This window comes from Lutimonas halocynthiae (genome assembly GCF_030409835.1).
GTDB classification, from domain to species: Bacteria; Bacteroidota; Bacteroidia; order Flavobacteriales; family Flavobacteriaceae; genus Lutimonas; species Lutimonas halocynthiae.
This window is the reverse complement of record NZ_JAUFQO010000003.1, coordinates 265,115-278,729: the sequence shown is the minus strand read 5'-3', so window position 1 is coordinate 278,729 and position 13,615 is coordinate 265,115. Positions and strand designations below refer to the sequence as shown.

12 protein-coding genes are annotated in these 13,615 nt (G+C 35.7%); 4 read left to right on the top strand and 8 right to left on the bottom strand.

Going from position 1 to position 13,615, the window contains the following annotated elements:
* Nucleotides 1-8: 8 nt before the first annotated feature.
* From rplB to rpsL, 8 genes are all read right to left on the bottom strand, one after another.
* Complete coding sequence (gene rplB, locus QWY87_RS05745; RefSeq protein ID WP_290289364.1) at nucleotides 9-833, bottom strand: 50S ribosomal protein L2; 825 nt, start codon at nucleotides 831-833, stop codon at nucleotides 9-11.
* 9 nt (nucleotides 834-842) lie between these two features.
* Nucleotides 843-1,133, bottom strand: coding sequence for a 50S ribosomal protein L23 (gene rplW, locus QWY87_RS05740; protein ID WP_290289361.1), 291 nt, complete (start codon nucleotides 1,131-1,133; stop codon nucleotides 843-845).
* Between the two features lie 5 nt (nucleotides 1,134-1,138).
* Nucleotides 1,139-1,768 carry a 50S ribosomal protein L4 gene (gene rplD, locus QWY87_RS05735; protein ID WP_290289359.1) on the bottom strand — a complete coding sequence of 210 codons (630 nt, stop codon included), beginning with the start codon at nucleotides 1,766-1,768 and terminating at the stop codon, nucleotides 1,139-1,141.
* Nucleotides 1,768-2,382, bottom strand: a complete 615-nt coding sequence (rplC, locus tag QWY87_RS05730) for a 50S ribosomal protein L3 (protein WP_290289357.1) — start codon at nucleotides 2,380-2,382, stop codon at nucleotides 1,768-1,770. Before rplC ends, rplD begins: the two co-directional genes overlap by 1 nt.
* Before the next feature lie 156 nt (nucleotides 2,383-2,538).
* Complete coding sequence (rpsJ, locus tag QWY87_RS05725) at nucleotides 2,539-2,844, bottom strand: 30S ribosomal protein S10 (RefSeq protein ID WP_224926449.1); 306 nt, start codon at nucleotides 2,842-2,844, stop codon at nucleotides 2,539-2,541.
* Nucleotides 2,845-2,862: 18 nt separating this feature from the next.
* Nucleotides 2,863-4,986 carry an elongation factor G gene (gene fusA, locus QWY87_RS05720; protein ID WP_290289349.1) on the bottom strand — a complete coding sequence of 708 codons (2,124 nt, stop codon included), beginning with the start codon at nucleotides 4,984-4,986 and terminating at the stop codon, nucleotides 2,863-2,865.
* An 11-nt stretch (nucleotides 4,987-4,997) separates the two neighbouring features.
* Nucleotides 4,998-5,474 carry a 30S ribosomal protein S7 gene (gene rpsG, locus QWY87_RS05715; protein ID WP_290289346.1) on the bottom strand — a complete coding sequence of 159 codons (477 nt, stop codon included), beginning with the start codon at nucleotides 5,472-5,474 and terminating at the stop codon, nucleotides 4,998-5,000.
* Between the two features lie 19 nt (nucleotides 5,475-5,493).
* A complete protein-coding gene (gene rpsL, locus QWY87_RS05710; RefSeq protein ID WP_224926486.1) occupies nucleotides 5,494-5,868 on the bottom strand; it encodes a 30S ribosomal protein S12 in 375 nt (124 codons plus the stop codon).
* A 296-nt stretch (nucleotides 5,869-6,164) separates the two neighbouring features.
* Here rpsL and QWY87_RS05705 point away from each other — a divergent pair, with 296 nt between their 5' ends.
* The 4 genes from QWY87_RS05705 (at nucleotide 6,165) to rlmB (ending at nucleotide 13,615) form a co-directional block, all read left to right on the top strand.
* Nucleotides 6,165-7,859, top strand: coding sequence for a POTRA domain-containing protein (locus QWY87_RS05705; RefSeq protein WP_290289339.1), 1,695 nt, complete (start codon nucleotides 6,165-6,167; stop codon nucleotides 7,857-7,859).
* Nucleotides 7,860-8,016: 157 nt separating this feature from the next.
* Nucleotides 8,017-11,250, top strand: coding sequence for a SusC/RagA family TonB-linked outer membrane protein (locus QWY87_RS05700; RefSeq protein ID WP_290289337.1), 3,234 nt, complete (start codon nucleotides 8,017-8,019; stop codon nucleotides 11,248-11,250).
* A 20-nt stretch (nucleotides 11,251-11,270) separates the two neighbouring features.
* Nucleotides 11,271-12,737 (top strand): SusD/RagB family nutrient-binding outer membrane lipoprotein, encoded by a 1,467-nt coding sequence (locus QWY87_RS05695; protein ID WP_290289336.1) that lies wholly within the window; start codon nucleotides 11,271-11,273, stop codon nucleotides 12,735-12,737.
* Nucleotides 12,738-12,868: 131 nt separating this feature from the next.
* A complete protein-coding gene (gene rlmB / locus QWY87_RS05690; RefSeq protein WP_290289333.1) occupies nucleotides 12,869-13,615 on the top strand; it encodes a 23S rRNA (guanosine(2251)-2'-O)-methyltransferase RlmB in 747 nt (248 codons plus the stop codon).

Sequence of the window (13,615 nt, the reverse complement as noted above, 5' to 3'; positions counted from 1 at the left end):
CTAACTAATTATTTTTTTCTACGTTCAACTATTTGCTTGTTGCTTGCCTTTGTCTTAGAACGGGTCTTAAATCCTTTTGCAGGAATACCATTCTTCGATCTTGGATGTCCACCTGAAGCTCTACCTTCACCACCACCCATTGGGTGATCAACCGGGTTCATTGCTACAGGACGTGTTCTTGGACGTCTACCTAACCATCTGCTTCTACCAGCCTTACCTGAAACAGTTAACTGATGATCAGAATTAGATACTACTCCAATAGTTGCCTTACATGTTAGAAGAATCATTCTGATTTCTCCTGAAGGCAATTTGATCGTTGCGTATTTTCCTTCTCTTGCCATTAACTGTGCAAATGTTCCAGCACTTCTTGCTATAACAGCTCCCTGTCCAGGTCGCAATTCAATACAAGAAATAACTGTACCTAAAGGAATATTACTTAAAAGCATCGTGTTTCCAATTTCCGGAGCTACTTTTTCACCAGAAACTAACTTCTGACCTACTTTTAAACCATTTTGAGCAACAACATATCTTTTCTCTCCATCTGCATAGTTCAACAAAGCAATGTAAGCTGTTCTATTTGGATCGTACTCAATCGTTTTTACAGTTGCAGGAATACCATCTTTATTTCTTTTGAAATCTATAACACGGTATCTTCTCTTATGACCACCTCCTAAGAAGCGCATCGTCATTTTTCCTTCACTGTTTCTTCCTCCACTTCTTTTGATCGGCGCCAAAAGACTTTTCTCAGGTCTGTCAGTCGTTACAACATCAAAATCTGTAACAACTTTAAAACGTTGTCCTGGAGTTATCGGTTTTAATTTTCTTAATGCCATCTTCTTATCTTAGATATTGCTGTAAAAATCAATGTTCTCACCTTCTGCTAATTGAACGATAGCTTTTTTATAAGCACCTTTCGCACTTGAAACCAATCCTTTTTTCGTGTACTTCGTACTACGGTAAACAGGATAATTCATCGTTCTAACATTCTTAACAGTCACGCCATAAGAACTCTCTACAGCTTCTTTAACTTCTATCTTATTAGCCGCCTTCTTCACAACAAAACTAAAGCAGTTATTCAACTCGCTTTGATCTGTTGCTTTTTCCGTAATAATAGGTTTTATCAATATACTCATGACCCTTATTTGCTAAAATTAGATTCTATTTCTTCCAAACATGTTTCTGAGATAACTACTTTGTTTGCATTTAATACAGTGTAAGTACTTAATTCTGAACCATTTACAACATTAGCTCTCTTCAAATTTCGTGATGACAAATATACATTTTTATTTGACCCATCCAACACAAACAAAGATTTTTTGTTTTCCAATTCCAAGGCTTTCAAAATATTTGTAAAGTCTTTTGTCTTTGGTGCTTCGAAATCGAACTTTTCAATCACAAGAATATTCTCTTCTTTTGCCTTAATTGACAAAGCTGATTGACGTGCTAATCTCTTTAATCCTTTATTCAATTTGAAAGAATAATCTCTCGGTCTAGGACCAAAAGCTCTACCCCCACCTCTGAATATTGGCGACTTGATACTACCTGCTCTCGCAGTACCAGTACCTTTCTGCTTCTTGATCTTACGAGTACTTCCCGTAATATCAGCTCTTTCCTTGGCTTTATGGGTTCCTTGACGTCTATTTGCTAAATGTTGTTTCACATCTAAATAAATCGCGTGGTCATTTGGTTCAATACCAAAAACAGCTTCCGAAAGCTCAACATTTCTTCCGGTTTTTTTCCCGTTGATATCTATTACAGCTACTTTCATTATTTCTGAATAATTACATATGCATTTTTATGACCAGGAACAGCACCTTTAACTACTATAAGGTTTTTATCCTTTACCACTTTTAAAACTCTTAGGTTTTGAACTTTCACTGTATCTCCACCCATTCTACCGCCCATTCTCATTCCCTTGAAAATTCTCGCAGGATATGATGCTGCACCAACAGAACCTGGAGCTCTATTCATACTTTGCTGACCGTGTGTTCTTTCAGAACCCGCAAAACCATGACGTTTTACTACACCCTGAAATCCTTTTCCTTTGGATGTACCAGATACATCTACAAATTCACCTTCTTCAAAATGATCAACTAAAATTTGATCACCTAATTTTAAATCTTGCTCAAATCCTTGAAATTCAACGACACGTCTTTTAGCAGTTGTTCCAGCCTTTTTAAAATGGCCATTAAGCGCCTTAGTAGACTGCTTTTCTGCTTTGTCATCGAAACCAAGTTGCAAGGCTTCGTACCCGTCAACCTCTTTGGTTCTGACTTGGGTAACTACACAAGGACCAGCTTGAATAACGGTACATGGAATATTCTTTCCATTCTCGTCAAAAATACTGGTCATTCCAATTTTTTTTCCTATTAACCCAGACATTCTATTACTATTTAATTATTAATTCTCTTATTTAAAAAAACAGGGCCAAAATATGTTCAACCCTGAATATATTTTTACCGTTTTTCCTTCGTCAATCGCTCAGGACAAGTAACTGAAAAATTCCTTTCCAGTTTTTGATCTTTCTAATCCTTCAGATTATACTTTGATCTCTACTTCAACACCACTTGGTAATTCAAGCTTCATCAAGGCATCAATTGTTTTCGAAGAAGAACTATAGATATCTAAAATTCTTTTAAACGCACTCAATTGAAATTGCTCTCTTGACTTCTTGTTTACGTGTGGTGAACGTAAAACTGTAAAGATTTTTTTGTGAGTTGGCAATGGAATTGGTCCATTAACAACCGCACCTGTATTCTTTACTGTTTTTACAATCTTCTCAGCAGATTTATCTACTAAATTATGATCGTAAGACTTTAATTTTATTCTAATTTTCTGACTCATTTTTCTCTTTTTAGTAGATTAACCTTGTGATTTTTTGATTACTTCTTCAGATACACTTGATGGTGTTTTCTCGTAATGAGAAAATTCCATAGTTGAAGTAGCTCTACCTGATGATAATGTTCTTAAAGTGGTTACATAACCAAACATTTCCGATAAAGGAACATGCGCTTTAACAACTTTAGCGCCTGCTCTGTCATCCATCGCATTCACCTGACCTCTTCTTCTGTTCAAATCACCAACAATATCACCCATGTTTTCTTCTGGTGTAACAGCCTCCAGTTTCATGATTGGCTCTAAGATAACTGCACCAGCTGCTTTCGCTGCTGACTTATATCCCATTTTCGCTGCTAATTCAAAAGATAGCGCATCAGAATCCACAGGGTGGAAAGATCCATCCTTTAAAGTGATCTTCATCGTATCCATTTCATATCCAGCCAATGGACCATTTTTCATCGCCATCGTAAATCCTTTCTCTACAGCTGGAACAAATTCTTTAGGAATATTACCACCTTTGATGGTATTCTTAAATTGCAATCCAGTTCCTTCAAAATCTTCATCAGCAGGACCCATCTCGAAAACAATGTCTGCAAACTTACCACGACCACCTGATTGTTTTTTGTAAACTTCTCTGTGTTCTGCAGTCTTAGTAATTGCTTCTTTATATTCTACCTGAGGCTCTCCTTCATTCACTTCCACTTTGAACTCACGCTTTAAACGATCGATCAAAATCTCAAGGTGTAACTCACCCATACCTGAAATAATGGTTTGACCAGATGCCTCATCCGTTCTTACCTGAAAGGTAGGATCTTCTTCTGACAATTTGGCTAGTCCCATACCTAACTTATCTACATCAGCCTTTGTTTTAGGCTCTACTGCAACACCAATTACCGGATCTGGGAAATCCATAGATTCCAACACAATTGGGGCATCTAAAGATGACATTGTATCTCCAGTTTTAATATCTTTAAATCCTACCGCAGCACCAATATCACCAGCTTCAATATAATCAACTGAATTCTGTTTGTTTGAGTGCATTTGATAGATTCGAGAAATTCTTTCTTTCTTACCAGATCTGTTGTTCAAAATATATGAACCAGCATCAAGCCTACCAGAGTAGGTTCTAAAGAATGCTAACCTTCCTACGAAAGGATCAGTAGCAATTTTAAAAGCTAAAGCAGCAAAAGGTTCCTTTACAGAAGGTTTTCTTTCAACTTCTTTCTCAGTATCAGGATTAATACCAATAATCGCTTCTTTATCTAATGGTGAAGGTAAATATCTACATACGCCATCCAATAAAAACTGAACACCTTTATTTTTAAAAGCGGAACCACAAATCATTGGAATAATAGCCATATCCATTACGGCGGCTCTCAATGCATTGTGAACTTCTTCTTCTGTAATCGAATCTTCATCCTCCATGAATTTCTCCAATAGATTCTCGTCATAAGACGCAACTTCTTCGATCAACAAAGCTCTATACTGAGCTGATTCTTCCTTCAAATCTTCAGGAATATCAATAACTTCAAAAGTAGAACCGAAAGATTCTTCATTCCAAGTAATTGCTCTGTTCTTTACCAGATCAACAATTCCTCTAAAATCACCTTCTTCTCCAATTGGCAAAACAATAGGAACCGCATTAGATCCTAGCATTTCTTTTACCTGAGTACATACTTTTAAAAAGTCTGACCCCTGTCTGTCCATCTTGTTTACAAATCCAATTCTAGGTACCTTATAGTTATCAGCTAATCTCCAGTTAGTCTCAGATTGAGGTTCAACACCATCAACAGCACTAAAAAGAAAAACCAATCCATCAAGTACTCTTAACGAACGGTTTACCTCAACTGTAAAATCAACGTGACCAGGAGTGTCAATAATATTAAAGTGATAGCCTTCTGCATCTGGAGCAGGAACTCCATTTTCAGTTGGAAACTGCCAAGTACAAGTTGTTGCAGCAGAAGTAATAGTAATACCTCTTTCCTGCTCTTGCTCCATCCAGTCCATAGTGGCAGCACCATCATGTACTTCACCTATCTTATGAGAAACTCCAGTGTAATATAGAATTCTTTCAGTAGTAGTGGTTTTACCCGCATCAATATGCGCAGCAATACCAATATTTCTAGTTAATCTTAAATCTCTTGCCATTCTATAATTAATTAAAATCTGAAGTGAGAGAACGCTTTATTCGCATCCGCCATTTTGTGCACATCTACTCTTTTCTTAACTGCTGCTCCTTCTTCCTTCACTGCGGCTAAAATCTCACCTGCTAATCTTTGAGACATACTCTTCTCATTTCTTTTTCTGGCATAAAGAATCATCCATTTAATAGCCATAGAAATTTTTCTATCAGCTCTAATAGGCATAGGGATCTGAAAAGTAGCTCCACCAACTCTACGGCTTCTTACTTCTACATGAGGCATCACATTTGACAACCCTTCTTTCCACATCTCCAAAGCAGATTTTTCTTCATCCTGCTTTTTCTCTTCAACTATCTCCAATGCATCATAAAACACTTTAAATGCAACAGATTTCTTACCATCCAACATCAAGTTATTTACAAATCTTGTAACCAACTGATCGTTAAACTTCGGATCCGGTAAAAGGATCCTTTTCTTTGAAAGTCTTTTTCTCATTGTTCCTTACTTAAAAAAATTATTTCTTTGGACGTTTGGTTCCGTATTTGGAACGACGCTGAGTTCGTCCCTCTACTCCTGCTGTGTCCAAAGCACCACGAACAATGTGATATTTAACACCCGGTAAATCCTTTACTCTTCCTCCTCTAACCAATACTATCGAGTGTTCTTGTAAATTATGTCCTTCTCCTGGAATGTATGCGTTCACTTCATTACCATTGGTTAACCTTACCCTAGCAACTTTTCTCATTGCTGAATTTGGTTTCTTTGGTGTAGTAGTGTAAACACGTGTACAAACTCCACGACGTTGAGGACAAGAATTTAAAGCAGCCGATTTATTCTTCTTGGTTGTTTTGGTCCTTCCTTTTCGTACTAATTGTTGAATAGTTGGCATTCTATTTTATAATATTTTAATTTTAGTTCTCTCTGTTTTTTAAGAGTTTGCAAATGTATGACTTTTTATTTGTTATTCAAACTTTAAATTATTGATTTTTTTAGCTTTACATTTTGCATTGGCCAGAATATAAAGCATGCATTTTTCAAATAAGTGTCGAAGACAGGCTCTCTAAAGGATGTAAGCTTGAAACAAAAAGAATGAAAACAGCATTATTTGTCTATGAAATATTGCTTCACATCACTGTTTGTAAATCCCTAAAATTGATTGATATTTACCTATAAATAATAGTGCATTTGAAACAGACGTTTACACCATATATATATATACTCTTTTTTTTAGTCCAAATATCAGGTGCGCTTGCTCAGAATTACAAGTTAGATATCAGAACAGGATTTCAAGATAGTCAAGTCACTTTTGATCTGGAAAAAGTTGAGATAGGCATTTTGAGCATTGATTCTATAGATGTTGAACTATCAAACCATATTCACAAACTACAATTAAGAGGATATCTTGAGGTGAGCGTTGATAGTTTAATTAAATCCGATTCTGTTTGTATGGCCTACTTAAGCCCTGGGGAAAGATTGGAATTCATCAAAGTATTTTACGATCATATATCAAAAGACTTTTTGAACGAAAAGGATTTAAAACCCTTTGTCTCAGAAATCAATGCATCTTATTTTGTAATCCCATTTGTTGAAATCACTGATTTCATGAATTCATTGGTAGCAGTTTTTGAAAACAAAGGTGATTCTTTTGTACAACTTTCTCTTGAAAATATAAATCTGCAAAATCAAGAAGCCAGTGCAACATTAAAACTTGAGCGAAACTTTATTAGAAGAATTGACAAAGTTATCGTGAAAGGGTATGAGAACTTTCCAAAAAATTATATCAAACATGAGCTAAATCTGAAAACCGGTTCAATATTCAATAAAGAAAAAATAGAATTGGCATCAAGAGCCATAAACAATTTACCATTTGCAGATGAAAGAAAACCACCCGAAGTACTTTTTACAAATGACTCCACTATTATTTATTTATATCTCAACAAAAAAAAGTCCAATCAATTTGACGGCATTATCGGATTTGCATCCAAAGAAGAAAGCAACGGGATTGAATTCAACGGATATCTTGATCTGGCCATTAACAACATTTTTAATTCTGGAGAAACGATAGGGCTATACTGGAAGAACAATGGAGAGAACAGACAACGTTTTTATCTTGAAGCTGAAATTCCTTATTTATTCAATCTCCCACTAACCCCTAGAGCCAATTTTGAATTGTACCGTCAAGATTCTACCTTTAATAATGTTAAGGCGCATATCAGTCTCCTGTACAACTTTACGGGAAAGGGGCAACTGGCTGCTGAGTTTAGCACAGAAAATTCAAATGATCTCTCAAACGGCAATGCGGTTGGTGTAGCATCCTATTCAAATATGTTCTATGGACTTTCCTACAACTTTAGGCTACTGACCTCTGATGCGCTGTTCCCTGTTAAGTTTAATTTAGGCTTTTCTGCCCTCTTAGGTTCAAGAACAGAAGAATCCAAATCAACAGATCAGCTGAAATTATTAATTGATGCTCATTATTTATATTCAATTAATAATAAAAATTTTGTTTTTATACGCAATAGCAGTGGATTATTAAATTCTGACAGCTATTTTGAAAATGAACTTTTCAGGATTGGAGGAATTAATAACTTAAGAGGGGTGAATGAAGAAAGCATATTCGCTTCAAGTTATACCATATTTAATGTTGAATATCGATTCAAACCAAACTTGTCAAGCTATTTCTATAGTATCACAGATTTTTCTTATTCTGAAAATAAATTAATTCTTGAAAACACGAATGTAATTAGCCTTGGTTTGGGCTATGCTTTTAGGACTAAAGCTGGTATACTTAATCTAAGTTATGCCATCGGTAAATTCAATGACAGCCCATTTACCTTTGATAATTCAAAGGTGCATATTAAAATATTAAGTAATTTCTAAGGCAACGCAACCTATCTTTATTTTCACATCCTATTAGTAAGAATGCCATTTTTCTTAACAAAGCGTTAACCTTTTTTTTAAATTTTTATGTTAAAAACTTGGTATATTAACTTTTTATTAAGATTTTTGGCTCAAATTAATTCAAATAATTTATATAATGAAAACAAAGTTAAGTGGAATTATGACGCTTTTACTAGCGTTTGTAGTGCAAATTTCTTTTGCACAAGAAAGAACTATCACTGGTACGGTGTCGGACGAGTCCGGAGCATTGCCAGGAGTTAGTGTTTTGATTGAAGGTACCACTTCTGGTACTGAGACTGATTTTGATGGTAATTATTCAATTGAAGCAAAAAGCGGAGATGTTCTTCGTTATAGCTTTGTGGGGATGACTACTGTGACAAAAACAGTTGGGGCTGAAAGCTCAATCAATACAACAATGGTCTCTGAAGAGAACACCCTGGATGAAGTAGTAGTTACTGCCTTGGGTATTCAAAGAGAGAAAAAATCTTTAGGTTATGCTACTCAACAAGTGGATGGAGAAGCAATCAATACCGTTAAAGACCCGAACTTTGTAAACTCTTTGCAAGGTAAGGCTTCTGGTGTTGATGTTAAAGCCAGTGGAACCTTAGGTGGATCAACAAATGTTATCATCAGGGGTTATTCCTCGATGTTTAACAGTAACCAAGCACTTTTTGTGGTTGATGGTGTACCGGTAAGTAACAATAACAATAACACAAGTGATCAGTCTACTGGTCGTGGTGGTTATGATTACGGTAATGCTGCTCAGGATATCAACCCTGATGACATTGAATCTGTAAACGTTTTAAAAGGTGGTGGTGCAACAGCATTATACGGTTCAAGAGCCGCAAATGGTGTTATCTTAATTACTACTAAAAAAGGTAAGGATCACGGAAACAAAGCAATTGGTGTTACAATTAACTCATCTGTTACGATGAATACTTTTAACCCAGATACTTTTAACCGTTACCAAAAAGAATACGGTGCTGGTTATTCTGATTATTACTATGATGCAGGTGGACCAAGAGACGGTGCATTCTTTGAGAGAGATCTTAACGGAGACGGTATCCTTGAATTAACAACACCTTCTACTGAAGATGCTTCTTATGGTGCGATTTTTGATGAAAATCTTTTGATTTACCAATGGGATTCATGGTATCCAGAACTAGATACTTATTTAGTTCCTAGTCCATGGGTAGCTGCTGAAAATGATCCAACATCATTCTTCCAAACAGGTACTACTATGTTTAATAGTGTTCAACTTGATGGTGCTAATGAAAAAGGAGATTTCAGATTAGGCTATACAAATCTTGATCAATCAGGTATTATGCCTAATAGTAATATTAGAAAACATACTATTGCTTTCAACGGTAGCTTAAAATTGACAGACAAATTCACAGCTAGCATAAGAGCAAATTATGTTAATACTGCTGGTCAGGGTCGTTACGGTACTGGATACGATGGAAGAAACCCATTACAGTCTTTCAGACAATGGAATCAAGCTAACGTTGACTTTAGAGATCAAAGAGATGCATATTTTGCAACAAGAAAGAATATTACTTGGAATGCAAATGACCCTTTGACTAATAGAACTCCAATTTATACTGATAATCCTTACTGGACACAATATGAGAACTACCAAACTGATGGTAGAGACCGTATCTTTGGTGATGTTACTTTAAACTACCAAATCAATGATTGGTTAAGTGTTTTAGGTAGGGTTACTATGGATAATTATAATGGTATTCAAGAAGAGCGTATTGCTATTGGTAGTGTTGATGTTCCTCTTTATGCGAAATTTAATGAGCGTTTTATGGAAAACAACTATGACTTCATGTTGAATTTCAACAAGTCATGGGACAACTGGACTTTAGCAGGTGTTCTTGGTACTAACATTAGAAGAAATACTTATTCTAGTATCAGATCACAAACCAATGGTGGATTAAATGTTCCTAGATTATATGCTTTAAGTAATTCAGCGAGTTCATTATTAGCTCCAACTGAATACGAATATTATTCAGGTATTAATGGTTACTTCGCAAATGCTTCTGTAGGTTGGAAAAACTTACTTTATTTAGAAGGTTCTTACAGAAGAGATGTTTCTTCAACTCTTCCAGAAGATAATAATACATATGATTACTATTCTGGGTCATTGAGTTTCTTATGGTCTAGTTTGTTAAACTCTAATGCTATTTCTTTAGGTAAACTTAGGTTTGGTTATGCTAAAACAGGTAACACTGCAAGACCATTATCAGTAAATAATGTTTATGTGTTAGGAAATATTACTGGAGGTCAACCAACAGCTTCATTACCTAGTAGAAATAACAATAGTAATCTTCAAGCTGAAACTTCTAACGAAATAGAATTAGGTTTAGAAATGGCAATGTTTAAGAACAGATTAGGACTTGACATATCTTTATATGACAAGACTTCTGAAGATCTTATTACACCTGTTACGATTAGTGCTGCAACGGGTTATACTGGTCAGTGGCTAAACGCTGGTGAAATTCAGAACAAGGGTATTGAAGCCACTGTTTGGGGATCTCCTGTAAAAAACCAAGATTGGGAATGGAGAATTGATCTTAACTATAGTAAAAACGAAAGTGAAGTATTATCATTACCTTCAGGTCTTGACAACTTGCTATTAGCAAGTGTACAAGGGGGTGTTTCTATTAACGCAACTGTTGGTGAACCTTATGGTATGATTCAGGGAACTGATTTTACTTACGCCGATAATGGAGGAAGAATTGTAAACCAAGATAATGGTCGTTATGTTGCTTCATCTAGTTCTACTGAAAACCTTGGTACTTACCAAGCAAACTTTAGAGGTGGTATCAATAACAGAGTTACATGGAAGAACTTAAGTTTGAGTTTCTTAATTGATATGCAAGATGGTGGTAGTGTATTTTCTTTAGACACATGGTACGGTTATAGTACTGGTACTTTTGACAATACTGTTGGACTTAATGATTTAGGAAATCCTAAACGTCTTCCAATAGATCAAGGTGGTGGTATTATCAATGAAGGTGTTGCACCAGACGGTACTCCTAACACTGCAAGAGCTAGATATGATTATTATGCTAACTCTCAAGGATGGGCCGGTGGTACACCAAATGCATTACATGTTTATGATGCCAGTTTTGTGAAACTAAGAGAAATGTCTTTATCATACAAACTTAATAGCGACGTATTCAGAAATAAAATTCAGGGAATGACCTTTACAGCTATTGGTAGAAACTTACATATATTCAGCAAAAACACTCCTTATTCTGATCCTGAAGCAGGATTAAGTTCTGGTAATGTTCAAGGTTATCAATCGGGAGTTTACCCAACGACTAGAGACATAGGATTTAGTGTTAAAATAGAATTTTAATAATGAAAAAAATGAAAAAAATGAAGAATTTATTTTTAATAATTCTACTTCTAGCTGTTTCAACGTCATGTGAAGATTTTGAAGGGTGGAATGTAGATACCAAAAATCCAGCAGAAGTTCCTGCCGATTTTTTAGTCACAAGTGCTGAATATACGTTGTTCTTAAGAATGACGAGTATCAGTGTAAACTACAATAACTTTAGATATTTTGCGCAAAATGTTGGTTCTACTACTTATCAGGATGAACCTAATTATAATCTTGCCACAAGAGATGGACAAGGAACGTTTTTCGTTTACATGTATAGAGATATTTTAAATGATTTAGCAGATGCTAAAAACATTGTTCTAGCGAATAGTGATTTAGAAGCTGTAAAGGCATCAAAAATAGGTCAAATCGAGCTATTAGAAGTTTTTACATGGCATATATTGGTTGATGTATTTGGAGATGTTCCTTATACTGAAGCTTTAAAAGCTGGTGAAGGAAATTACCAACCAAAGTACGATGATGATCAAGCCATCTATACTGATTTATTCAGAAGAATTGATCAGGCTATACTAGCTTTAGAAGCTGGAAGTACTGGTTTTGAAGATGCAGATTTAATTTATGGCGGTGACAATACTGCTTGGTTAAAATTCGCTAATTCTTTGAAATTAAAGTTGGCTGTTCGTATTGCTGATGTTGATCAAGCACTAGCTTCAGCAAACGCTTCAGCAGCATATGCTGCCGGTGTTTTTGAATCTGATGCTGATAACTTCTCATATCCTTTCGAAGCTGATCCACCAAATACAAATCCATTATGGACTAGTTTGGTACAATCAGGTCGTTCTGATTATGTAGTTGCGAATACTATGGTAGATCTTATCGTTCCATTGAATGACCCTAGAATTACTACGTATTTAGATGATAATCAAGTTCCATATATAGGTGGAACGTATGGTACTAATGCACCATTCGCTAACTATACGCATATCGGTGAGTATTTCCAAGAGTCAGATCTTCCAGGTTTGTTAATGTCTTTTTCAGAAGTTTCGTTCTTAGTAGCAGAAGCTGCTGCTAAAGGAATTCTTGCTGCTGATGCTGAGGCATATTATAACCAAGGTGTTACATCGTCAATTGAATTCTACGGAGGTGATGCTGCTGACGCTGCGACTTATTTGGCTCAACCAACTGTTGCTTACGGTACTGCTGACTGGAATGAAAGAATTGGTGTTCAAAAATACCTTGCTCTTTATATGACCAATGGTTTTGAATCTTGGGCATCTTGGAGATTATTGGATTGGCCATTAATGAATTTGGCTGTTGAATCTCAATTACCAGTTCCAAGACGTTATATATATCCTAATGACGAACCTAATATTAACGGAGACAACTATGACGCTGCTTCAGCTGCAATAGGTGGAGACGAATTAGATACACGTGTATTCTGGGATGTTAATGGTAAAGGAAACGATAACGGAAACGTTCCTCCGTCAAATCTTCCAAACTAAATAATATATAATTTAGATTAGACACTTTTTATATGTTAATACCATCCCGCCTCTGGCGGGATGGTTTTTTTTTATAGAAGACCCAACACAATCCTAAGCTTCGAATACAAAAAATAGTTTAACTTTGCGGCATGGAAAAAGACACTACTAAAATCTTTGGATTACGGGCTATTTTAGAAGCTATAGATTCAGGAAAAGAAATCGAAAAAATTTATCTTCAAAAAGAAATTCATGGCTCTTTAGCCAAGGCTTTACAGCACAAGATAAATGACCTTAACATTTCTTTTAGCTATGTGCCAGCAGAGAAATTAAACAAACTCTCGAAATTTCAAAACCATCAAGGAGCGGTAGCCAAAATATCTTCCATAACTTTTAAAGACTTGGATGAATTACTTGATGAAATGGATCTTACAACGTCCACTCCACTATTTTTGTTGCTTGATCAAATAAGCGATGTAAGAAACCTTGGCGCTATGTTAAGAACGGCAGAATGCACAGGTGTTAATGCAGTTATTGTTCCATCGCATGGCAACGCTCCTATCAATGCCGATGCCATCAAAACTTCAGCGGGTGCAGCTTTTAAATTATCAATTTGTAAAGTGAACCATGTTCTCGATGCTGTGCATCAATTAAAAGCCCATGATATTCAAATTGTTTCTGTGACCGAAAAAACTGATACAACTGTTTATGATATTGATTTTAAAGTTCCTACTGCTTTGGTAATGGGATCAGAAGATAAGGGTATCTCTACCTCTGTCTTAAAAAATTCTGATCATAAAGGTAAACTGCCTTTATTAGGCGATATAGAATCCTTGAACGTTTCAGTGGCATGTGGCGCCGCACTTTATGAGATAGTTCGTCAGAGAAGCTTAAAATGA

Bases quoted from the DNA above. Each gene is read 5' to 3' on its own strand.
- rpsL (WP_224926486.1), bottom strand. From the start codon at position 5,868: ATGCCAACTATTCAACAATTAGTACGAAAAGGAAGGACCAAAACAACC.
- rplW (WP_290289361.1), bottom strand. From the start codon at position 1,133: ATGAGTATATTGATAAAACCTATTATTACGGAAAAAGCAACAGATCAA.
- QWY87_RS05700 (WP_290289337.1), top strand. From the start codon at position 8,017: ATGAAAACAAAGTTAAGTGGAATTATGACGCTTTTACTAGCGTTTGTA.
- rplB (WP_290289364.1), bottom strand. From the start codon at position 833: ATGGCATTAAGAAAATTAAAACCGATAACTCCAGGACAACGTTTTAAA.
- rplD (WP_290289359.1), bottom strand. From the start codon at position 1,768: ATGAAAGTAGCTGTAATAGATATCAACGGGAAAAAAACCGGAAGAAAT.
- rlmB (WP_290289333.1), top strand. From the start codon at position 12,869: ATGGAAAAAGACACTACTAAAATCTTTGGATTACGGGCTATTTTAGAA.
- QWY87_RS05695 (WP_290289336.1), top strand. From the start codon at position 11,271: ATGAAGAATTTATTTTTAATAATTCTACTTCTAGCTGTTTCAACGTCA.
- rplC (WP_290289357.1), bottom strand. From the start codon at position 2,382: ATGTCTGGGTTAATAGGAAAAAAAATTGGAATGACCAGTATTTTTGAC.
- fusA (WP_290289349.1), bottom strand. From the start codon at position 4,986: ATGGCAAGAGATTTAAGATTAACTAGAAATATTGGTATTGCTGCGCAT.
- rpsG (WP_290289346.1), bottom strand. From the start codon at position 5,474: ATGAGAAAAAGACTTTCAAAGAAAAGGATCCTTTTACCGGATCCGAAG.
- rpsJ (WP_224926449.1), bottom strand. From the start codon at position 2,844: ATGAGTCAGAAAATTAGAATAAAATTAAAGTCTTACGATCATAATTTA.